The 20,295-nt window shown below is 74.7% G+C and carries 17 protein-coding genes and 2 pseudogenes; 11 read left to right on the forward strand and 8 right to left on the reverse strand.

Features of this window, described 5'->3' with window-relative positions:
* Positions 1 to 129: 129 nt before the first annotated feature.
* From ACFWMZ_RS17400 to ACFWMZ_RS17410, 3 genes and pseudogenes are all read right to left on the reverse strand, one after another.
* Positions 130 to 1,209: a zinc-binding dehydrogenase gene (locus ACFWMZ_RS17400; RefSeq protein ID WP_383202453.1), complete on the reverse strand. Its 1,080-nt coding sequence runs from the start codon at positions 1,207 to 1,209 to the stop codon at positions 130 to 132.
* Between the two features lie 81 nt (positions 1,210 to 1,290).
* On the reverse strand, positions 1,291 to 1,932 hold the full coding sequence (locus ACFWMZ_RS17405; protein ID WP_383182650.1) for a TetR family transcriptional regulator: 642 nt from the start codon (positions 1,930 to 1,932) through the stop codon (positions 1,291 to 1,293).
* Between the two features lie 62 nt (positions 1,933 to 1,994).
* Positions 1,995 to 2,516: pseudogene (locus tag ACFWMZ_RS17410) on the reverse strand (hypothetical protein); the annotation flags it as partial.
* A 169-nt stretch (positions 2,517 to 2,685) separates the two neighbouring features.
* Between ACFWMZ_RS17410 and hmgA the strand changes: the two are divergent.
* The 4 genes from hmgA to ACFWMZ_RS17430 all read left to right on the forward strand — a co-directional run bounded on the left by hmgA (position 2,686) and on the right by ACFWMZ_RS17430 (position 8,570).
* Positions 2,686 to 4,011, forward strand: coding sequence for a homogentisate 1,2-dioxygenase (hmgA, locus tag ACFWMZ_RS17415; RefSeq protein ID WP_383182652.1), 1,326 nt, complete (start codon positions 2,686 to 2,688; stop codon positions 4,009 to 4,011).
* 74 nt (positions 4,012 to 4,085) lie between these two features.
* Positions 4,086 to 4,832 carry a GntR family transcriptional regulator gene (locus ACFWMZ_RS17420; protein WP_383182654.1) on the forward strand — a complete coding sequence of 249 codons (747 nt, stop codon included), beginning with the start codon at positions 4,086 to 4,088 and terminating at the stop codon, positions 4,830 to 4,832.
* A 296-nt stretch (positions 4,833 to 5,128) separates the two neighbouring features.
* Positions 5,129 to 7,306 (forward strand): RNA polymerase recycling motor ATPase HelR, encoded by a 2,178-nt coding sequence (helR, locus tag ACFWMZ_RS17425; protein WP_383202426.1) that lies wholly within the window; start codon positions 5,129 to 5,131, stop codon positions 7,304 to 7,306.
* Positions 7,307 to 7,421: 115 nt separating this feature from the next.
* Positions 7,422 to 8,570 carry a type ISP restriction/modification enzyme gene (locus ACFWMZ_RS17430; RefSeq protein WP_383202455.1) on the forward strand — a complete coding sequence of 383 codons (1,149 nt, stop codon included), beginning with the start codon at positions 7,422 to 7,424 and terminating at the stop codon, positions 8,568 to 8,570.
* Positions 8,571 to 8,745: 175 nt separating this feature from the next.
* Here the strand turns inward: ACFWMZ_RS17430 and ACFWMZ_RS17435 are convergent, their stop codons facing one another.
* Entirely contained in the window at positions 8,746 to 9,015 is a 270-nt protein-coding gene (locus tag ACFWMZ_RS17435) for a hypothetical protein (RefSeq protein ID WP_383202430.1), read from the reverse strand.
* 311 nt (positions 9,016 to 9,326) lie between these two features.
* Here ACFWMZ_RS17435 and ACFWMZ_RS17440 point away from each other — a divergent pair, with 311 nt between their 5' ends.
* The gene (locus ACFWMZ_RS17440; RefSeq protein ID WP_383202433.1) at positions 9,327 to 10,463 is read left to right on the forward strand and encodes a serine/threonine-protein kinase; all 1,137 of its coding nucleotides are present in this window, start codon (positions 9,327 to 9,329) and stop codon (positions 10,461 to 10,463) included.
* A 197-nt stretch (positions 10,464 to 10,660) separates the two neighbouring features.
* On the opposite strand, the gene ACFWMZ_RS17445 is transcribed toward ACFWMZ_RS17440, so the two are convergent.
* Positions 10,661 to 11,470, reverse strand: coding sequence for an SGNH/GDSL hydrolase family protein (locus ACFWMZ_RS17445; RefSeq protein ID WP_383182662.1), 810 nt, complete (start codon positions 11,468 to 11,470; stop codon positions 10,661 to 10,663).
* 406 nt (positions 11,471 to 11,876) lie between these two features.
* On the opposite strand from ACFWMZ_RS17445, the gene ACFWMZ_RS17450 reads away from it, so the two are divergent.
* Both ACFWMZ_RS17450 and ACFWMZ_RS17455 read left to right on the forward strand, forming a co-directional pair.
* Entirely contained in the window at positions 11,877 to 12,455 is a 579-nt protein-coding gene (locus ACFWMZ_RS17450; protein WP_383202435.1) for a hypothetical protein, read from the forward strand.
* Positions 12,407 to 12,972 (forward strand): annotated as a pseudogene (locus ACFWMZ_RS17455) (GNAT family N-acetyltransferase). The gene ACFWMZ_RS17450 and the pseudogene ACFWMZ_RS17455 overlap by 49 nt, the downstream one beginning before the upstream one ends.
* A gap of 316 nt (positions 12,973 to 13,288) precedes the next feature.
* Here ACFWMZ_RS17455 and ACFWMZ_RS17460 read toward each other — a convergent pair.
* Complete coding sequence (locus ACFWMZ_RS17460; RefSeq protein WP_383202438.1) at positions 13,289 to 14,410, reverse strand: hypothetical protein; 1,122 nt, start codon at positions 14,408 to 14,410, stop codon at positions 13,289 to 13,291.
* A gap of 167 nt (positions 14,411 to 14,577) precedes the next feature.
* Between ACFWMZ_RS17460 and ACFWMZ_RS17465 the strand changes: the two genes are divergently transcribed.
* A complete protein-coding gene (locus ACFWMZ_RS17465) occupies positions 14,578 to 15,750 on the forward strand; it encodes a DUF5925 domain-containing protein (RefSeq protein WP_383182674.1) in 1,173 nt (390 codons plus the stop codon).
* Positions 15,751 to 15,819: 69 nt separating this feature from the next.
* Here ACFWMZ_RS17465 and ACFWMZ_RS17470 read toward each other — a convergent pair whose 3' ends face one another.
* On the reverse strand, positions 15,820 to 16,206 hold the full coding sequence (locus ACFWMZ_RS17470; protein ID WP_383182676.1) for a GntR family transcriptional regulator: 387 nt from the start codon (positions 16,204 to 16,206) through the stop codon (positions 15,820 to 15,822).
* Between the two features lie 173 nt (positions 16,207 to 16,379).
* Here ACFWMZ_RS17470 and ACFWMZ_RS17475 point away from each other — a divergent pair, with 173 nt between their 5' ends.
* The 3 genes from ACFWMZ_RS17475 to ACFWMZ_RS17485 all read left to right on the forward strand — a co-directional run bounded on the left by ACFWMZ_RS17475 (position 16,380) and on the right by ACFWMZ_RS17485 (position 18,999).
* Positions 16,380 to 17,297, forward strand: coding sequence for a GNAT family N-acetyltransferase (locus ACFWMZ_RS17475; protein WP_383182678.1), 918 nt, complete (start codon positions 16,380 to 16,382; stop codon positions 17,295 to 17,297).
* Positions 17,278 to 17,787: a DUF402 domain-containing protein gene (locus tag ACFWMZ_RS17480; RefSeq protein WP_383202441.1), complete on the forward strand. Its 510-nt coding sequence runs from the start codon at positions 17,278 to 17,280 to the stop codon at positions 17,785 to 17,787. The genes ACFWMZ_RS17475 and ACFWMZ_RS17480 overlap by 20 nt, the downstream gene beginning before the upstream one ends.
* Positions 17,788 to 17,976: 189 nt before the next feature.
* Positions 17,977 to 18,999, forward strand: coding sequence for a lytic polysaccharide monooxygenase (locus tag ACFWMZ_RS17485; protein WP_383202444.1), 1,023 nt, complete (start codon positions 17,977 to 17,979; stop codon positions 18,997 to 18,999).
* A gap of 101 nt (positions 19,000 to 19,100) precedes the next feature.
* Here the strand turns inward: ACFWMZ_RS17485 and ACFWMZ_RS17490 are convergent, their stop codons facing one another.
* Positions 19,101 to 19,973 (reverse strand): esterase/lipase family protein, encoded by an 873-nt coding sequence (locus ACFWMZ_RS17490; protein WP_383202447.1) that lies wholly within the window; start codon positions 19,971 to 19,973, stop codon positions 19,101 to 19,103.
* Between the last annotated feature and the right edge of the window lie 322 nt (positions 19,974 to 20,295).

A 20,295-nucleotide genomic window follows, 5' to 3' on the forward strand; every position in this document is an offset into this window, starting at 1 on the left:
GGGGGCGGACAGGGCGCCGCTGCCTACGGCTGTGACCGAAGCGCCTCCCGGAGCGCCCGCGGAAGCACCGGGCCGCTCCCACCCCCGGCCCGGCGCCCCCGCACCTCCTCGGGGGTGTCGGACAAACCCCTAGAACTCCACCAGGGCCCGGCCGCCGCGTCCGGTGATCATCCTCTCGAAGGCGTCGGGGATGCCGTCGAGCCCGATCCGGTCGGTGACCATCGAGGCGAGGTCGAGCCGACCGGCGCGGATGTGCTCGGCCAGCACCGGCAGGTCGCGGGCGGGGTCGGAGTTGCCGTAGACGCAGCCGGAGAGGGTGCGGCCCCAGTGGAAGAGTTCCAGGGCGTTGAAGGTGACCTGCTGGTCGGTGCCGCCGATGCCGACGACGGTCGTGCGGCCGCCGCGCCGGGTCGACTCCCAGGCAGTCCTGATGGCGGCCGCCCGCCCCACGCACTCGATCGCCACGTCGGCGCCCTCGCCGCCGGTCAGGGCGCGGACCTCCTTGGCCGTGGCGTCGGAGGCGAGGACGAACTCGGTGGCGCCGGCCTGGTGGGCCAGGTCCCGCTTGGCCTCGGAGACGTCCACGGCGACCACCGCGCCGGCCCCGGCGATACGGGCGGACTGGAGGACGGCGAGGCCCACTCCCCCGACGCCGAAGACCACGACGGACTCGCCCTGCCGGACGCGGGCGTTGTGGTGGACGGCGCCGTAGCCGGTGAGGACGGCGCAGCCGAGCAGGGCGGCGTCGGTGAGCGGCACCCCGTCGGGGACGGGCAGCACGCAGTTCTCCTCGACGACGGTCTCCTCGGCGAAGGCCGCGACGTTCAGCCCGGGGTGCAGGACGGTGCCGTCGGGCCGGTGGGCGTGGACCCGGGCGGCCCCGGCCAGCGCGTTGCGGCAGAGCCACACCTCGCCCCGGCCGCAGGCGGCGCAGTCTCCGCAGGAGGGCGCCCAGTTGAGGACGACGCCGTCGCCGGGGGCGACAGAGGTGACGCCCTCGCCGACCGAGACGACGGTTCCGGCGCCCTCGTGACCGAGGACGGCCGGGACCGGGACGGCCATGGTGCCGTTGGTCAGGGACAGGTCGGAGTGGCAGACCCCGGCGGCGGCGAGCCTGATCCGCACCTGGCCGGGGCCGGGGTCGGGCAGGTCGATCTCACCGGTGGTGAGGGCGGAGCCGGTGGCGGGCAGGAAGGCGGCACGGACCACGTCGAGTTCTCCCGGCTGCTGGGCGAGGGTGGGCGGCGGCCAACCTAACGCCCCGCGCTCGGCCCGCACCAGGGTCACGGTTCAGCCGTTCTGTCCCTCGGGCGGCCGGTCGAAGGTGTGGGCGAAGTAGGCGTGCAGCAGGGTGCGGGTCTCCCTGACGAGCGCCTCGTCGCCCGCCGGGTCGGCGCGGAAGGCCAGGTGGAGCAGGGAATCGGTGGCCTCGACGCCGACCAGGACGGCGCGGCGCAGGGCCTCGTCCAGCGGCCGCCCGAGGTGGGCGGCGAGGAGGGCCGCGACGCGGTCGGCGACCTGGTGGTTGGCGTGGGGTTCGTCGGGGGTGGGCGGGGCGGGGACGCCGAAGTCGATGAGGGTGAAGCCGGGGACGGTGCGCTTCATCGTCAGGTACTCGTCCATGCAGGCGTCGACGGCACCGCGCCAGTCGTCGCCGTCGACCTGGGCGACGCGGCGGGTGATGCGGTCGGCGTACCGGTCGAGGTTGCGGTGGGCGAGGGCGTCGGCCATGGCGCGCTTGTTGTCGAAGAACCGGTAGACGGAGCCGATGGGCACCTGGGCGCGGTCGGCGACGGCGCGGGTGGTGAGTTGTTCGTAGCCGACCTCGTCGAGGAGGTCGGCGCAGGCGTCGAGGATGCGGACGAGCCGTTCGGCGCTGCGCTGCTGGACGGGAGCGCGGCGCAGGGAGGTGAGGTGCTGCACAGGGTCCATGGTGCCCTCCCGTCGGCCGCCCGCGCGAGCGTCGGACGGGGCCGGCATGGTGCGGGGCGCCAGGCGACGAGGAGGCCGAGCCCGCCCAGGGTGTAGCTGATCATGAGGGCGAGGAGCGGGAGTTGGCCGGTGACGGCGCGCTCGGGCGGCTGGAGGCGGACCGCCCGGTCGTGCGCGGCGACGACGCCGAGCACATGGCCGCCGACGACGGCGCAGACCTGGAGGGCCGCCAGGGTGCCCGGAGGCAGGGGCGGTTCGGGGACCGGGCCCGGCGCCGCGGCGACGGCGAGGGCGGCGGCGCGCGGCGCCTCGGTGGTGAAGAGCGTGAAGTGGTGGGCGACGAGGTAGCCGAGCGCCACCGGCACCAGGCTGTGCGCGAAGACGGCCCCGGCCCCCTTCAGCCGGGTGGCGGCGACGCAGAGCGCGTACACGGCGCCGGTGAGGCCGATCACGGCGAGCGGCCCGAGGGTGGCGGTCGGGGTGCAGCCCAGCGGCGAGGCATGGAGGGTCCCGGTCCACCCGGCGGTGCCGGAGAAGCCGTCGTACGCGGCGGAGCCGAGGAGGACGCAGAGGGTGGCTGCCAGGGTTTCTTGAGAGCCCCCGGTCCACATACCCGCCCTGACCGCCCGCCCCGGCCCACCGGGCGTCCGGCAAACGGAAGCTGACGCCCCGCCGGCCCCACCGGGCGCTTGTCACGGGTGCCGCACAATCCTATGGTGATGCAGAGGAATCGGCGGACGAGGGAGTCACCAGATGAGCGCTGAGCGACACGCACCGGCCACGGACCCGGCCTACCTGACCGGCTTCGGCAACGAGCACAGCTCCGAGGCGGTCCCCGGCGCCCTCCCCGAGGGCCGCAACTCGCCCCAGCGAGCCCCCCTCGGCCTCTACGCCGAGCAGCTGAGCGGCACCGCCTTCACCGAGCCCCGCGCGCAGAACCGCCGCTCCTGGCTCTACCGCATCCGCCCCTCCGCCGGCCACCCCGCCTTCGTCCGCGTGGACAACGGCACGCTGCACGGCGGCCCGTTCACCGACGCCGCCCCCGACCCCAACCGGATGCGCTGGGACCCGCTGCCCGACCCGGCCCCCGGCACCGACTTCCTGGCCGGCCTGTGGACCCTCGGCGGCAACGGCGACCCGGCCCGCCGGGAGGGTATGGCCGTCCACCTGTACGCGGCCGACGCCTCGATGGAGCGGGTCTTCTCCGACGCCGACGGCGAGCTGCTGATCGTCCCCCAGGAGGGCACCCTGCGGCTGCGCACCGAGTTCGGCGTCCTGCTGGCGGGCCCGGGCGAGATCGCCCTGATCCCGCGCGGCGTCCGCTTCCGCGTGGAGCTGGCGGGCCCGGTGGCGCGCGGGTACGTCTGCGAGAACTTCGGCCGCCCCTTCCAGCTCCCCGACCTCGGCCCGATCGGCGCCAACGGCCTGGCCAACGCGCGGGACTTCCGGGCCCCGGTCGCCGCCTTCGAGGAGGTCGAGGAGCCCGTCGAGGTCGTCTCCAAGTACTGCGGCAACCTCTGGCGGGCCACCTTCGGCCACTCCCCCCTGGACGTCGTCGCCTGGCACGGCAACCACGTGCCGTACGTCTACGACCTGCGGCGGTTCAACGTCATCGGCTCGATCAGCTACGACCACCCGGACCCCTCCGTCTTCACCGTGCTCACCTCCCCCTCGGACACGCCGGGACTGGCCGGGGTGGACTTCGTGGCGTTCGTGCCGCGCTGGCTGGTCGGCGAGGACACCTTCCGCCCGCCCTACTTCCACCGGAACGTGATGAGCGAGTACATGGGGCTCATCGACGGCGCGTACGACGCCAAGCGCGGCGGCGCCGGCGGCTTCGTGCCCGGCGGCGGCTCGCTGCACCCGATGATGTCCGCGCACGGCCCGGACCGGGACACCTTCGAGAAGGCGTCGGCGGCCGAACTGGCGCCGCAGAAGGTGGACGACGGGCTGGCCTTCATGTTCGAGACGCGCTGGCCGATCCTGCCCACCGCGCAGGCGGCCGGCGCCGCCCACCGCCAGCGCGGTTACGACGAGGTGTGGCAGGGCCTGGAGCGGCACTGGGGAACTGCGGGATGATCCCCTGAACCATCCGTGGCCCGGCCGTCCGCACCGGCGGCCGGGCCCGCCCGTCCCGTCCTCCCGGAGAAGCCGTGACCGCATTCGCACCGGACTCCATCGTCCTGAACCGGAAACTGCCGCTCTGGTACCAGGTCTCGCAGTCCCTGCGGGCCTCCATACTCGGCCGCTCCCCCGGCGACCCACTGCGGCTGCCCACCGAGGAGCAGCTCGCCGCCCACTACGGCGTCAGCGTCCTCACCATGCGCCAGGCGCTGAAGGAGCTGGAGGACGAGGGGCTCATCACCCGCCACCGCAGGCGCGGCACCTTCATCGAGCCCAGCGCCCGCCAGGGCGCCCCGGTCCGCCTGCTCGGCTCGGTGGACGCGATCGTCGCCCAGCAGTCCGGCATGCGCACCCGCCTGCTCGACCACGGCCCGGCCCCCGTCCCCGCCGGCCTGGCCGAGCACTTCCCGGGCCGCGCCGAGGTGGCCGCCTACCACCGGCTGCGCCACGACGAGGAGACGGGCGAGCCCACCAACCACGCCCGCAACTACCTGCCCGCGGAGATCGCGGCCCGGATCGACCCGGCCGACCTGGAGAACCGGCCGATGACCAAGGTCCTGCGTGACATCGTCGGCCTGCGCATCGCCCGCATCACCGACACGGTCGAGGCCCGCCTCGCCGACCCGGAGACGGCCCGCCTGCTCGACGTCCCGCTGCTCAGCCCGATCCTGCACTACACCGGGGTCACCGTGGACGAGGAGGGGCGTACCCTCGACGTGACCCGCATCCACTACCGGGGGGACCGGTTCTCGTTCACGGTGACCCTGGACGCGTAGCGCCTGCCGGCGGGGGTGCCGTCACTGATGGCCTCAAACGCCGACCAGGCTGAATATCGGCCGCCTGTCCGCTTGACCGTGCCGGTCACAGATGGCCCCAAACGCCGACCAGGCTGAATATCGGCCGCCTGTCCGCTGGACCGGTGGTGTGCGAGGGCAAAAAAGAAGGCAACGAGCGGGGTCCGCTCCTTGCCACTCTCAACGTATAGCGCACGGGGGCCCTTGCCGCAAGGCCCCCTCTTCGGGGCAGAATCACGGGCCGATGTCAGATCCTGCCGAAATGAGTGATCCACGAAGTGCGTACGTCTTTGCCTGGTCGCGCGACGGACTCCTCGACCGCCCACACGGCGTTCGCCCTCCCCGACCGCCTCGCCGCCAAGGCCGACCCGGCGCTGACCGGCGGTGACGACCGGCACTTCGCCGCCATCTCGGCCAGCCTGGAGCGGACCATCGCCGAGCTGACCGGCAGCCTCGACGCCGCCCGCCGGTCCCCCGGCGGCGCCGGCCGGGAGGCCATGGACCGGGACACGGAGATCCACCGCCTCAGTGCGCGCCTGCGGACCCTGCGCCGCTTCGGCCTCGACCTGTGCCTGGGCCACTTCGTGCGCGAGGACGACCCGGAGCCCGTCTACATCGGCCGCCTCGGCCTCACCGACGGCGACGGGCGCCGCCTGCTGATCGACTGGCGCTCCCCCGCCGCCGAGCCGTTCTTCGCGGCGACCCACGCCCACCCGATGGGGCTGGCCAGCCGCCGCAGGTACCGCTGGAGCGGCGGCCTGGTCAGCGACTACTGGGACGAGGTCTTCACCGCCGAAGGGCTGGAGGGGCACGCGGCGCTGGACGACCAGTCGGCGTTCATCGCCTCCCTCGGCAGCACCCGCTCGGAGCGGATGCGCGACGTGCTCGCCACCATCCAGGCGGACCAGGACGCCGTCATCCGGGCGAGTTCCCGTGGCACCCTGGTGGTGGACGGCGGCCCGGGCACCGGCAAGACCGTCGTCGCCCTGCACCGCGCCGCCCACCTCCTCTACGCCGATCCCCGCCTCGGCCACCGGCGCGGAGGCGTGCTCTTCGTCGGCCCGCACCAGCCCTACCTCTCCTACGTCGCCGATGTGCTGCCGAGCCTCGGCGAGGAGGGCGTACGGACCTGCACCCTGCGCGACCTGGTCCCCGAGGGCGCCGACGCCAGGGTCGAGACCGATCCGGAGGTGGGCCGGCTGAAGGCCTCCGCCGCCATGGTGGCGGCGATCGAGCCGGCCGTCACCCTCTACGAGGAGCCGCCCACCGAGGGCATGGCGGTCGTCACCCCCTGGTCGACGCTCCGGCTGAGCGGCGCCGACTGGGCCGCCGCCTTCGACGCGGTGGAGCCGGGCACCCCGCACAACGAGGCGCGCGGCCAGATCCGCGACGAACTGCTCGCCCTCCTCATGGACCAGGACGAGACCGAGGCCCCGCCCGCGCTGCTGCGCAGGGCGCTCCTCCAGAACCGCGAGCTGATCGGCACCCTCAACCGCGCCTGGCCGATCATCGAACCGTACGACCTCGTCGGCGACCTGTGGACGGTCCCCGCCTACCTGCGCCGATGCGCCCCGCACCTGAGCCGCGAGGAGATCCGCGCGCTGCAACGCGCGGAGCCGCACGCGTGGACCGTCTCCGACCTGCCGCTCCTGGACGCGGCCCGGCAGCGGCTCGGCGACCCGAGGTCCTCCGTGCGCAAGCTCCGGCAGGACGCCGCCGTCGCCGCCGAACGGGAGCGGCGGGCCGCCGTCATCGACACCATCGTGCGGGCCGACGACGACGGCGAGGGCGCGGTGACGATGCTGCTCGGCCAGGACCTCCAGGACACCCTGATCGACGAGAGCGCGCTGCCCGGCGCCGGCCCGGAGCCGCTGCGGGGCCCGTTCGCCCACGTCATCGTGGACGAGGCGCAGGAGCTGACCGACGCCGAGTGGCAGATGCTGCGCTCGCGCTGCCCGTCCCGGAGCTTCACCGTCGTCGGCGACCGCGCCCAGGCCCGCCACGGCTTCGCCCTGTCGTGGCCGGAGCGGCTGGAGCAGGCTGGGCTCGACCGGATCACCGTGGCCTCCCTCAGCGTCAACTACCGCACTCCGGAAGAGGTCATGGCCGAGGCGGAGCAGGTCATCCGCGCCGCGCTTCCGGACGCCAACGTGCCGACCTCGGTGCGGAGCAGCGGCGTCCCCGTCCACCACGGGTCGGTCGCGGAACGCGACACGATCCTCGACACGTGGCTCGCCGAGCACGCCGAGGGCATCGCCTGCGTCATCGGCGACCCGGCCTTCCAGTCGACCTCCCGCGTCCGGTCGCTCACCCCGGAACTGTCGAAGGGACTCGAGTTCGACCTGGTCGTCCTCGTCGACCCGGAGCGGTTCGGCGAGGGAGTCGAAGGCACCGTCGACCGCTACGTGGCGATGACTCGCGCCACCCAGCGCCTGGTCGTCCTCACCAGCCCCTGACAGCGCCGCCCGGCCGGACGGGCGGCGGGGGCGGGGAGACGGTTTGTACGATGCGGGGGTGAGCGAGCGAGGGGGCGGCGGAGCGGCCCGGCGGGGTGTGCGACTGGCGGAGTTGATGCCCTGGTCGGTGGCGCCCTGGCGGCTCGGCCGCGACTGGCCGCTGGCGCCCGAGCCGGAGACGCTGCGGCGCCGTTGGCGGGCGCTGGCCGAGGCCGGCGTCGAGCGGCGCGAGGTGCTCTTCGAGCCGACCCGCGCCCGCACCACCCGGTCCTCCGTCGCCGCGCTGCCGGGCCGCGCCACCGGCGCCGCCCGGCTGGCCCGGGACCCGGGTCCCTGCCCCGAGCCGGTCCGCGTCCTCGACGGGCCGTTCGACACGCGGTGGCTGCTCCCGGACCACCGGCTGCTCGACGCGGCCCGCCCCGAACTGTGGCGGGCCCAGGGCCCTTCCTCCCGCTATCTGCTGGAGCCCGGGCCGGGCGGCCCCGCCCTGCTCGCCACCGCACTGCTGCCGACCGGCCGCAATCCGCACGGCAGGGCCCGCCCGGTCCGCCCCCTGCACCGTGGCCCCGACGCCGATCCCAACCTCGCCCCCGGCCTGGTCCCGTTCCTGGCCGGGGAGCTGGGCGTGCCCGTGGCCGCCGAGGACGTCTTCGCGTGGATCGTGTACGCCGCCGTGGCCGGGCCCGGCGGCTGCGAGGTCCCGCTGCCGCGGCGGGCCGAGGAGTGGGAGGCGGGTGCGGCCTGGGGCGCGGACAGGCTGCGCCTGCTGGCCCCGCTCGACGGCGAGCGCCCCCGGCTGCCCGGCGGGCGGCGGCCGTACGTCCGGGCGCCGATCGTCCCGGACGGCACGGGTGAGGACGGGCCGTACCCGGTGGCGTACGACCGGGAGAGCGGGAGTCTGCGCGTGGGCGGCGGGCGGATCGCGCCGGTGCCGTCCGGGGCCTGGGAGTTCACCTGCGGCGGGGCGCGGGTGCTGGCCGACTGGGTGGCGCGTCGTACGGCGGCGGGGGCGCCGGGCACGCTGGAGGAGGTGGCGCCCCGGGAGTGGCCGCAGGAGCGGACCCGGGAGCTGCTGGAGCTGATCACGGTGCTGGCGCTGCTGAGCGAGGCGGAGGCGGTGCGTCCGCAGGCGGCGGGGCCGGTCGTCGGCGAGGCGGAGCTGCGGGCGGCGGGGGTGCTGCCGGTCCCGGCGGCGGCGCGCCGGCCCGGGCCGGTCCTGGCGGTGCGCGAGGAGGGGCCCGAGGGGCAGTCCGCCCTCTGGTGAGCGGCGGGCCCCCGGGGGAAAGTCCCTGAGCGGGGCCCGGAAAAAAAGAAACCGCCGGGCGGGGCGCGACGAGGTGCCGGGGAGTGGTGGCACAGGGTGCTGCGCCCCGTACCGGACGGTGTCTGGAACAGGGGGGAGGGGGAGGCCGGCCGGAGTGGTTACGGCCGGCCCGGGGTCAGTGGCCGCCGAACAGCGACCTGCGCAGCCGCCTGAGCGGTGCGAACAGTGCTACCCGACTGACCCGCGCACCCCTGCCGGTGCGATCGTGCGCGGCACCGCGTGAGGTGAGCTCACGCATCAGTGTCGTCGCCTCGACCGTCTCGCGCTGCGGGACGGCGGGGCCGCCCAGCACCGAGAGATGGCGGTCGAGGCGCGAACTGGTCGCGCTGCTCCCGCACGTGATCGCAGGCACTCGCGGCCTGCTGCGCACAGTTATCTGTTCCATGTCACTCCCCACCCGTACGAGGGCACCCGGCCCCGGGCAGGACAACCCTATCGTCCCCGGGGTTCAGGCCGGTATCCCGGGCACGGGATCGGCCCTGCCCGCAAGGTTGTTGACGGGTACCCACACCTGTCCGGGACATGCCGCCGGAGGGGGGCCGTGACGCTGTGTGAGGCGGCGTGCGGGCGCGGGGAGCGGGCTCCGGCGCACCCGCGCGACGGCGGGCGCGTGCACGAATCACCGGCGCGGCGGCGCTGCGGATACGCCCTGACGGGGTACTTGTGTGAGAAATGGCGCTCCCCCACGGAGGCTTCATGAACACGTCGGGTACATCGGGCAGGCCGAGCAGAGCGAGCGGCCAGGGACAGGGGGCGCCACCGGGCGCGGGCGGGCGGCTGCTCGCCGGACGGTACCTGCTCCTCGGGGAGCTGGGCCGGGGCGGGATGGGCGCGGTGTGGCGGGCGCGGGACGAGACGCTCCGCCGCGAGGTGGCGGTGAAGGAGGTGAGCGTGCCGTTCGGCCTGCCCGAGGAGGACGTGGCCAGGCTCCACGCGCGGCTGGAGCGGGAGGCGCGGGCCGCCGGGCGGATCGAGCACCCGGGCGTCGCCGAGGTCTTCGACGTCGTCCGCCAGGACGGGCGGCCGTGGATCGTGATGGAGCTGGTCCCCGGCCTCACCCTCCAGGACGTGCTGGAGGCGGAGGGGCCGCTGCTGCCGGAGCGGGCCGCGTCGGTGGGTGCCGAGGTGCTCTCGGCGCTGCGGGCCGCGCACGGCGCCGGGGTCCTGCACCGCGACGTGAAACCGGCCAACGTCCTGCTGACCAACGACGGGCGGGTGGTCCTCACCGACTTCGGCAGTTCGCTGGTGGAGGGCGGGGAGGAACTGACGGACGCCGGGGAGGTGGTGGGCTCGCCCGAGTACCTGGCCCCGGAGCGGGCTCTGGAGGGCGAACCAGGGCCCGCCTCGGACCTGTGGGCGCTGGGGGTGCTGCTCTTCGCCGCGGTGGAGGGGCGCACCCCGTTCCGCCGGGAGACGGCGCTGGCGACCCTCGGCGCGGCGGTGGACGACGCGCTTCCGGCGCCGGGCCGGGCGGGGCCGCTGCGGCCGGTGATCGAGGGGCTGCTGCGCAAGCACCCGGACGACCGGCTCGGCCCGGCGGAGGCCGAGCGGCTGTTGCACCGGGTGGCGGGCGGGGCGCGTACGCGGGGCGATGCGGGCGCCGGGGTGCCGGGGGCGCGGGGGGTCCGGCGGGTCGGCGCGGGCGGCGAGGAGGCGGAGTCGGCGGGGCGTCAGCACGGGGGCGGTCCCGGGGCGTCCGAGAGGCCCGGCCCCGGGCGGGCTCCCCGGTCCGGCGGGGCCGGGGAGCCGGGCGGGCGGAAGGTGCCGGTGGTGGCGCTGCTGGCCCTGGTGGTGCTGGTGGTGGCGGGGATGGGGTATCTGCTGGGCCCCTGAGCCCCGAGGGGGCGGCCAGAAGGGAGGCCGGGCGGAAAAGGCGTGGGCAACGGCCCGCGGGGGTGGGGCGGACGGCAGGAAGGAGGTCCCGTGGGAACGGGACCTCCTCCGGCGCGGCCTCGGCGGACGCGGGGGCCGGTGCGCGGGCCCGGCCCTGCGGGCCCGCGCGGGGGTGGGTGCCGGTTACCGGTGGCGGGTCAGGCCCTGGAGCTCAGCACCGGCAGGTAGCCGCCGGACTGGCCGGCGGCGGTGGGGTGGTAGGAGTCGTTGATGCCGGTCCACTTGACGCTGTGCAGCCAGGAGTCGCCGGAGCAGATCTCGTGGCCGGTGAAGGCCGCGGCGATGTCCCCGTAGGCGTAGCCGTGGTCGGCGGCACGCTTGGAGATGACGGAGTTGAGGAGGTCGGCGGCGCCGTTGATGGCGCTGCGCTCACCCTCGGTCAGCCCGGCGACGCAGGTGCCGTTGAGCTGGTAGAAGCGCGGGTAGCCGAGGACGACGACGTTGGCCGAGGGGGCCTTCGAGCGGACCTGCGAGTAGACCGAGTCGAGCTGGCCGGGCAGCGTGCTCTCGACGAAGGCTTTGGCCTCGTTGACGCGGTTGACGCAGGTCGCCTCGGACTGGAGGACGCAGGTGGTCATGACGTCGGCGAACCCGGCGTCGTTGCCGCCGATGGTGAGGGAGACGAGGCTGGTGGAGGCGTTCAGCGGAGCGAGCTGGTTGGCCAGGACGTCGCCGGTCTTGGCGCCGGAACAGGCTACGAAGTCGAAGCTGGCGGGCGAGTTGGCGGCGGCCCAGAGCGCGGGGTAGGCCTTGGGGGTGCGCCGGCAGTCGCCGCTGCCGCTGTCGTAGTCGCCGGCGCCGACTCCGGAGGAGTAGGAGTCGCCGAGAGCCACGTAGCCGCCCGCGGCCTGGGTGTCGGCGGCGGTCGCGGCGCCTGCCCCGGTGAGGGCGAGGGCCGCGGCGGCGAGGAGCGAGGTCACGTATGTCGCGGTTCTACGCAGTTTCATGAAGCCTCCATCAGCGGGGGGTCGGCGTGCACTTGGTAGCACGGGCCGAAGGCGGCTCGGAAGTGTTCATGCCAAAACATCTACGCGCGGAGAGATACGCCTGCGCTGCGCTCTTTGCGAAAGCAATAGGCGTGATCGCGAAGTGACGGCTGGTCATTCCCCTTACACAGATCACTCGTTCGTGAACGCGTGCCCTTCGGCGCCCCTGGCGCGGTGAAGCATCTGCACACTCTCTCCGCATCTTGACGGCTCGGCGGCACTGCGCCACATTGAAGTCCGGCATTCGGCGCGCTGGGGGGCAAAGCCGCCCACGCCGCGGTGGGCGCCACCGGCTGCCTCGTCCTGGGCTGCGCGCTCGCCGGGCGGCTGGTCCGGCGCGGCGCCCCGCGAGAGCGGGGCGGCTGAGGTGGACATCACCGTGCACCGCCCGGGCGAGCTGACCGCGGCCGACCGGGCCGCCTGGTCCGCGCTCCAGACCGCCACCCCGGCCGCCGAGGCCCCGCGGCTCCACAACCCTTTCCTGGCGCCGGAGTTCACTCTCGCCGTGGGCGCCTGCCGCAGGGACGTGCGGATCTCCGTGGTCCGCGAGGACGGCGTCCCGACCGCCTTCTTCCCGCACCAGCGCACCCCCGCCGGGGTCGGCCGCGCCGTCGGCCTCGGCCTCTCCGACTGCCAGGGGCTGGCCCACGGGCCGCGGTTCGCGGGCGATGCCGCCGAGCTGCTGCGCGCCTCGGGCCTCGCCCTCTGGGAGTTCGACCATCTCGCGGCCGGCCAGCCGCTCTTCGAGGGGTGGGCCGCCGCCCGCTTCGGCTCGCCGGTGATGGACGTGGCGGAGGGTTACGACCACTACCTGGCCGGTCTGCGGGATAGCGCTCATCGAAGTTCACCCGCACCACCCTGGCCAAGGAGCGCCGCCTCGAACGGGACCACGGCCCGCTGCGGTACGTCCACGACGAGCGCGACCCGGAGGTACTGCGCAGGCTGATGGAGTGGAAGTCGGCGCAGTACCGGCGCACCGGACGCGGCGACCGCTTCGCCAAGCCGTGGATCACCCGCCTGGTGGAGCACCTCTTCCACACCGGGCCGGGACCGGTGCGCGGCCTGCTCTCCGTGCTGTACGCGGGCGAGCGGCCGGTCGCCGCCCGCTTCGGGCTGCGCTCGCCGGCGGTGCCGGCCTGCTGGTTCCCGGGTACGACCCGGCGTACGCCAAGTACTCCCCCGGGCTCGTGCTGCACCTGGGGATGGCCCGGGGCGCGGCGGAGGACGGGATGGCCCTGCTCGACCTCGGGCGGGGGCGCAAGGAGTACAAGGACTCCCTGAAGACACCGGAACTTGCCGTGGCCGAGGCGTGGATGACGCGGCGGCACCCGGTGGCGCTGGGGCACCGGATGCGGCGGGCACCGGTCCGCGCGCTGCGCAACACGGTGCAGGGGCGGCCGGAGCTCTTCCGGCCCGCCGACACCCTGCTGAAACGGATGGGCCAACTCCGTAACGGCGGATGAGGAATTCATTCCGCCGCAATCCCGGAGGCCCACCCGCGAAGAGAACGCGTCATTCCCACCGAATCATCCGACTGGATACCGAAAAGCCGAATAGCGTCCCGTTCCTGCCATAAAGTAGCGCGAGCACCGACACGTTCACGCCCACGTTCACGCACAGGTCGACACCGACAGAAAGCACCACCGCGCCGGTCGGCGGCCGCAGGGCTCCTGGGGAGGGCCCACGGTCGTGGAGGATCGGGGCGGAGCGCGGCAGGGGGGTGCCGCGGCCGGTCCCGAGAACGGGGCGGTCGCGGGCCGCGCGGCCGGAATCACCAGCTCACGCACGATGTCCGCGGTCCGCCACGGGCACGGCGGCGTGGGCCACGCCCCCTTTCGCACCGGACACAGTGCCGGGCCGCCCGGCCGGGCGGCCCGCCGGACGAGAGGGAACGGACCCGTGACTTTTCTTCAGCCGGCAGTACCTGGCCGGAATCCGCTGACCGTACCGTCGCCCAACGGTTCCACAGAGCACAGCGCCACCGCCCGCGTTCCGGGCGCCTATCGCCGTATCTCCTCGCATCTCGCGATCACCCCGCCGGTGAGCGTGGTCATTCCGGCCATGAACGAGGCGGAGAACCTGCCCTACCTGTTCAAGACGCTGCCCGACTGGATACTTCCAGTGGCGGAAGGCGTCGACGGTCCGCCGGTCCAGCGCGCCCCAGGCGCCGCGCACCTCGCGGGAGGCGCCGTCGGTGCGGCCGGGGGCGAAGCTGTCCATGACGAGGTAGGGGCCGCCGACGCGGAGGGCGGGGTCGACCTCCTTGAGGGCGCGGCGGACCTGGTTGTACAGCTCCGTGTAGCCCTCGTGGTCCCAGCGGCCCTCGGCCTCGTTCCAGAAGCCCTTGAACTCGTTCCAGACGATGAAGTGGCGGACCTGCGGGTAGCGGCGGGCGGTGGTCGCGGCGAGCCGGGCGAAGTCGGCGTAGTGCTCCGGGGCGGGGGCGCGCTCCAGGGACGCGGCGCTCCAGTCGGTGCGTCCGGACTCCTGGTCGCCGCCCTTCATCCAGTCGGGCGCGCAGCACAGGGTGACGGCGGGGGTGGCGCCGGTCTCGGCGGCGAGGGCGATCCGGCGGTCCATGGCGGCGAAGTCGTACTGCCCGGGCCGGGGTTCGGGGTTGGCGGCGCCCCATCCCATCAGGTGCTGGACCTGCGGCAGGCCCGTCCCCTTCAGGGTCTCGCGGGCCCGGCGGACCGCCCGGTCCTCGCCCGCGTCGGCGCTGTACTGCGTGTGGGTGAAGCCCCAGCCGACCTCGGCGGGCGGGGCCAGGGGAGCGGGCTGTCCGCCGGAGCGGGCGGCGAGCAGGGCGGCGAGGAGCGCGAGGGCGAGGGCGGCCACGGCGACGAGGAGGGCGGGGCGCACCCGGCCGGCCGGCCTGTGCTGCCCGCCGTGGTGTCGCATCGCCCTCAGAGTAGGCAGCCGGAGGGGTGGTGGCACAGGTTCCGCCGCGAAGTGGCCGGGCGGGGGCGGAAAGCGGCCGGAGGACGACACGCCGACACGCCGTCGCGGCCGAGGTGGGGCGGGGTGCGGGGAAAACCGTGTGCGCTCCGGGCCTCCGCTCGCCGACCATGGCGGACATGGCCGAGCACCAGGAGATCCCGATCGAGACGACGACACCCGCCCCCACCTCACCCGCGGCCGACGCGGTCCCCGCCCCGCTGGCCGGGCTGCTGGAGACCCGGCTGAACCTCGACGGCGACTGCGCGACCACCGACGTGGTGGACGCCCTGTTCCTCTCCCGGTTCGCCACCGGGGAGCAGCCGTACGCCCACAGCGGGACGGTGGAGAAGCTGAAGCCCGGCGCCCCCGCGCTGCCCGAGGGCGCCACCGTGGTCCGTACCGTCAAGGACGGCGACCGGGGCCGGGTGCTGGCCGAGGGCGACAGCTGGACCATGCTCGTCTCCCGGTGGACCCGGGGCTGCGAGCTGACCGTCACCGCGACCAGTCCCGAGCTGGCGGAGGAACTGGTCAGGAAGACCCTCGACGGCGCGGAGGACGAGCCGGACCCGCAGCCGGACGACGTGTCGATGGGGTTCTGGTACCTCTCGCCGCGGCGCGGCCCGTACCGCACCACCCGGCAGATCAGCGCCGGGACCTGGGAGGAGGTCCGGGGCAACTACACGGCGCCGGTGGCCGAGGCGATGGACGGGCTGATGAAGACCACGCCGGACGAGGTGTCGGGGCGGCTGCTCCTGCTGCACGGCCCGCCCGGCACCGGCAAGACCTCGGCGCTGCGCACCCTGGCCCGGTCCTGGCGCGACTGGTGCCAGGTCGACTGCGTCCTCGACCCGGAGCGGCTCTTCACCGACGTCGGCTACCTGATGGACATCGCCATCGGCGAGGACGGCGACGAGGGCGAGGCCCGGTGGCGCCTGCTGCTCCTGGAGGACTGCGACGAGCTGATCCGCGGCGAGGCGAAGAGCTCGACGGGCCAGGCCCTGTCGCGGCTGCTCAACCTCACCGACGGCCTGCTGGGCCAGGGCCGCAACGTCCTGGTCGGCGTCACCACCAACGAGCCGCTGGAGCGGCTGCACCCCGCCGTGGTGCGGCCCGGCCGGTGCCTGGCCCGGATCGAGGTCGGCGCGCTGACCCGGGACGAGGCGGTCTCCTGGCTCGGCACCTCCGAGGGCGTCGGCCGGGAGGGGGCGACCCTCGCGGAGCTGTTCGCGCTGCGGCGCGGCAACACTCCCACCGACCTGCCCGACCAGCGTGCGGCGGCCGACTCGGGGCTGTACTTGTGAGGCCGGGGCGCCCGGTCCTGACGTACCACCCGTGCTGACGGGCCGTCGGGTGGTGGGCGCCCCGGCGCGTCAGCGGCTGCGGTAGGCCGCCCGCAGCGCCTCCTCGACGGTGGTGCGGGCGGTCTCGGCGTCCAGCCCGAGCCGCCGCGCCCGCTGCGCGTAGGCGGCGGCGGCCGCGGCGGCCTCCTTGTCGGCGGCCTCCCCGGCGGCGGCCACGAAGGTGCCGTTGCGGCCGCGGGTCTCGATCACCCCGTCGGCCTCCAGCGCCCGGTACGCCTTGGCGGCGGTGTTGGCGGCGATCCCGAGGCGTTCGGCGAGGCCGCGCACGGTCGGCAGCCGGTGCCCGACGGGCAGGGCGCCGGAGCGGGCCAGTTCGGAAAGGCGGGCCCGTACCTGCTCGTAGGGGGCGGTGGGGTCGCTGGGGTCGATCTCGATGCTGATGTCGTCGGCTGTCACGCGGCGATTGTCCCGTACCGGCGGCGTCCGGGCGGACGGCGCGGGCGGGCGGAACCGGGCCGGTGCGGGCACGCTCGGGCCGGAGCGGTGCGGAGCGGCAGGGGCGTGCGGGGGGCTCCCGGCGTACGGAAATTGACGCGACTTCAAAGGTGGGATCACTTAGCGTCGCGCAGGTGACTGTGACCGTGAGAGATTTCCGGCCCGGCGACGCCGAGGATGTCGTCCGTGTCCTGCGGGAGGCCGTTCCGCCGCTGCTCACCACCGCCGAGGCGCAGGTGTGGGAGACGGCGCACGCCGCCGAGGCGGCCCGCCACCGGCTGCTGGTGGCCGAGGAGGACGGGGAGGTCGTCGCCCGCTGCCAGGTGGGGCTGGCCCACGAGAGCCCGACCCCGGGCAACGCCTACGCCAACCTCTACGTCCGCCCGGACCGCCGCGGCCGGGGCACCGGTGCGGCGCTGCTGGGCGCGGCCGAGGCGTACCTGCGGGAGCTGGGGGCGCGGCACGTCTACTCCTGGGTGCTGGACGACGGGTCGGGCCTCCCCTTCGCCGCGCGCCACGGCTACGCGGCGCGCCGCTCGGCGCACTTCCTGCGGCTGGACCTGACGGCGCCGCTGCCGCCGCTCCAGGAGCCCCCGGCGGGGGTGGGGCTGGTGCCGGGCACGGCGTTCGCGGACGATCCGCGGGCGGTCTTCGAGCTGGACGCGGCGGTGACCCGCGACGAGCCGAGCGACGTCGGCGCCGAACTGGACGACTACGCGCACTGGCTGGGGACGACCTGGAGCCATCCCTGCAACTCCCGTGAACTGGCCACCTTCGCCGTGGTGGACGGGCGGCCGGTGGCGTTCAGCGCGGTGGTGACCGACGGGGTGAGCCGGATGTCGTCGGCGATGACCGGCGTCCTGCGGGAGCACCGGGGAAAGGGTCTGGCGCGCCTGGTGAAGACCGCCACGCTGCACCGGGCCCGGGCGGCGGGGCTGCGCGAGGCGTTCACGGGGAACGACGCGGAGAACGCCCCGATGCTCGCGGTGAACGCGAAGTTCGGCTACGAGGTCTGTGCGACGGAGGTGCGGCATGTCCGCGAACTGGGCTGAGGCGCCGGGCATCGGCGAGGTGGCCGTACGGCTGGTCAAGCACGGGCGTACGAAGATCACGTACCCGGCGCGGCTGCTGGCCGACGACGGGGAGCGGGTCACCGTGCGGGCGCCGTGGGCCGGCGAGGGGGTCCGCGACTTCGGGTTCGTCCGGTTCGAGCCGGGCGACGTCTTCACCGAGCACTTCTGGCGCGGCCGCTGGTTCGCGGTGAAGGAGGTACGGGACGGCGCGGGCGTGCTGAAGGGCTGGTACTGCGACGTGACCCGCCCGGCGCAGGTGGCGGACGGCGTGCTGGTGGTGGACGACCTCGACCTGGACCTGTGGGTCTCGGCCGATGGCAGCGAGGTGCTGCGGCTGGACGAGGACGAGTTCGCCGCGAGCGGCCTGGAGCGGACCGACCCGGCGGCGGCCGCGGCGGCGTCGGCGGCGCTGGACGCGCTGGAGGAGCGGGCGCGGGCGGGGCGGCTGGAGGAGCTGACGGCTCGTTGAGGCCGTCCGGGGAGCGCTTGGGCGGCCGCGTCCGATGGGTCGCTTAGCGCGGTCTTAAGGGCACCCTAAAGATCGCCCCCAGCACGGATTCCCGGGCGGAACGGGCTGGCCGGGAGGCTAGTTTTCGGTGGCGGCCGCGGTCCTCGGATCCGCGCCGCACCCGATCGACGACCCGCTAGGAGCCCGCCCATGACCGTTCGCCGCACCGCCGCCAGGACCGCCGCCCTGCTCGCCGTCCCGCTGGCGCTGACCGCGCTCGGTACCTCCCCGGCCGCTGCGCACGGCACGATGACCGACCCGGTCAGCCGGATCTCGGCCTGCTACGCGGAGGGCCCGGAGAGCCCGTCGTCGGACGCCTGCAAGGCCGCCGTCGCGGCCGGCGGTTCGCAGGCGTTCTACGACTGGAACGAGGTCAACCTCCCGGACGTGGCCGGCCGCCACCGCGAGGTCGTCCCGGACGGCAAGCTGTGCAGCGCGGGCCGCGAGAAGTACCAGGGGCTGGACCTGCCGCGCGCCGACTGGCCCTCCTCGCCGCTGAGCGCGGGCAAGCACACCTTCCACTACCGGGCGACGGCCCCGCACGCGGGCACCATCGAGCTGTACCTGACGAAGGAGGGGTACGACCCGACGAAGCCGCTCGCCTGGTCGGACCTGGAGGAGAAGCCGTTCGCCACCGCCGAGCAGCCGCAGGCGACCGGCGGCGAGTACGTCTTCGAGGGCACCGTCCCCGAGCGGTCCGGCCGCCACCTCGTCTACAGCGTGTGGCAGCGCTCCGACAGCCCCGAGGCCTTCTACACCTGCTCGGACGTGGTCTTCGGCGGGGGCTCGGGCGGCGGGGCGCCCTCCGGCGAGCAGGCGGGCGCCCCGGCCGCGGAGGCTCCGTCCGAGGAGCAGATCGAGGCGGGCGCGGAGAAGTCCACCGTCTCCCACGAGGGCCACGGCGGGGACACCGCCGAGGAGAAGGCGGCCGACGCCGAGCGCGGAGAAGGCCACGAGGGGCACGAGACCGCCGGTGAGGGCAACGCCCCCGAGGTGAAGGGCGCGGCCGGCGCCGCCGTCGAGGAGAAGCCCGCGGGCGGCGAGAACCTCGCCGAGACCGGCGGCGACAGCGCCACTCCCTACGTGGCGATCGGCGGGGCGGGCGCGCTCGCGCTCGGTGCCGCCTTCCTCTTCGCCTCCGCCCGCCGCCGCGCGGTCGGCTCCCGTCACTGACCTCACCGGGCTCCCCCCCTCTGCCCTGACGGGCCGAAGGGCCGTCGCCGTCTCCCTGGCCGGGGAGCGGTGGCGGCCCTTCGGGGTGCGCGGGGTGCGGGTCAGTTGATGACGGAGCCGCAGGTGGTGGGGGTGGCGTTGGCCGGGTCGAGGGCGTTGGCCACCTCGTGGAAGGCTATCCGGTCGATGGTGCCGATGGCGACGTGCTCGGAGATGTTGACCGGGCACAGGTCCTGGACGAGGACGTTGCGGACGTTCGGGCCGTCCAGGTACTGGCTGCGGTAGGGCGTGACGACCTGGTCGTACCGGGTGGCGATGACGGTGTACTGGACACCGGGGACCGTGTCGCCGCCCTCGTTGAGCCGGTCGAGGAAGGGGGAGCCGGCGATCTGGTCGGCCAGCGCCGGGGTCTTGTCGCTGAGGAACTGCTCGGCGCCGGGGAAGTACGGCAGGAGCTCGGTCAGCCCGAGCAGGGTGGTGCCGTGGTTGTCGGGGGCGATGCCGACCAGGGCGTTCACCTTGTCGGCGCCGCCGAGGAACTCCAGGTAGTGGCGCGGCATCATGCCGCCCTGGGAGTGGCCGACGAGGTCGGCCTCGGGGGCGCCGGTGGCGGCGAGCACCTTGTCGACGAAGTCACGGAGCTGCTCGGCCGACTTGTCGATCGGGCCGAGGCCGTGGATGAAGGGCACGCCGGGCAGTTGCCCGTAGTCGAGGGAGAAGACGCAGTAGCCGCGGTTGACCAGGTAGGGCGCCAGCACCAGCCAGTTGTCGACGGAGTTGGCGAAGGTGCCGTGGACCAGGACGACCGGCCGGGGGTGGGCGGCGGACGGTTTGCAGCTGTAGTCGTTCCAGCCGCTGCTGACCGCGGCCTGCGCGGTGGGGGCGGCGGAGGCGGTGGCGGCGGGGGTCAGCACCGCGGCGGCGGTGAGGGTGAGGGCGGCGAGGGGGCGCAGCCATCTCTTCCAGGGCAGCATCGGACGGACTCCTTGCGACTCGGTGGGGTTCGGGTCGGGAAAGCCCTGTGATCCGGATCACTAGGTGTCGTGCTCCCGTCAAGTTACGCAGGGGTAGCCCTCCGGGGGAAGTTACGTGCCGGTAAAAAGTCGCGCCCCTTGCGCGCTGGGCGGGGTGGCCTCAAGCGCCGGCCGGGCTTGATACGTGGGGTGCGGTCCGGCTCCCGGCCGCCGGTCAAGGATGGCCTCAAGCGCCGGCCGGGCTGAGAGCGAGGCCGCCGCCCCGGATTCCGCCCGCCGGTACAAGAGGGCCTCAAACGCCGGCCGGGCTGGGGTGTCGGCC

It is taken from the genome of Streptomyces sp. NPDC058373, from assembly GCF_042723275.1.
Classification (GTDB): domain Bacteria; phylum Actinomycetota; class Actinomycetes; order Streptomycetales; family Streptomycetaceae; genus Streptomyces.

Excerpts from the sequence above, each read along its gene's own strand:
- ACFWMZ_RS17480 (WP_383202441.1), top strand. The coding sequence starts at position 17,278 with ATGTCCGCGAACTGGGCTGAGGCGCCGGGCATCGGCGAGGTGGCCGTA.
- ACFWMZ_RS17440 (WP_383202433.1), top strand. The coding sequence starts at position 9,327 with ATGAACACGTCGGGTACATCGGGCAGGCCGAGCAGAGCGAGCGGCCAG.
- ACFWMZ_RS17430 (WP_383202455.1), top strand. The coding sequence starts at position 7,422 with ATGCCCTGGTCGGTGGCGCCCTGGCGGCTCGGCCGCGACTGGCCGCTG.
- ACFWMZ_RS17485 (WP_383202444.1), top strand. The coding sequence starts at position 17,977 with ATGACCGTTCGCCGCACCGCCGCCAGGACCGCCGCCCTGCTCGCCGTC.
- ACFWMZ_RS17460 (WP_383202438.1), bottom strand. The coding sequence starts at position 14,410 with ATGCGACACCACGGCGGGCAGCACAGGCCGGCCGGCCGGGTGCGCCCC.
- ACFWMZ_RS17465 (WP_383182674.1), top strand. The coding sequence starts at position 14,578 with ATGGCGGACATGGCCGAGCACCAGGAGATCCCGATCGAGACGACGACA.
- hmgA (WP_383182652.1), top strand. The coding sequence starts at position 2,686 with ATGAGCGCTGAGCGACACGCACCGGCCACGGACCCGGCCTACCTGACC.
- ACFWMZ_RS17490 (WP_383202447.1), bottom strand. The coding sequence starts at position 19,973 with ATGCTGCCCTGGAAGAGATGGCTGCGCCCCCTCGCCGCCCTCACCCTC.
- ACFWMZ_RS17405 (WP_383182650.1), bottom strand. The coding sequence starts at position 1,932 with ATGGACCCTGTGCAGCACCTCACCTCCCTGCGCCGCGCTCCCGTCCAG.
- ACFWMZ_RS17445 (WP_383182662.1), bottom strand. The coding sequence starts at position 11,470 with ATGAAACTGCGTAGAACCGCGACATACGTGACCTCGCTCCTCGCCGCC.
- ACFWMZ_RS17435 (WP_383202430.1), bottom strand. The coding sequence starts at position 9,015 with ATGGAACAGATAACTGTGCGCAGCAGGCCGCGAGTGCCTGCGATCACG.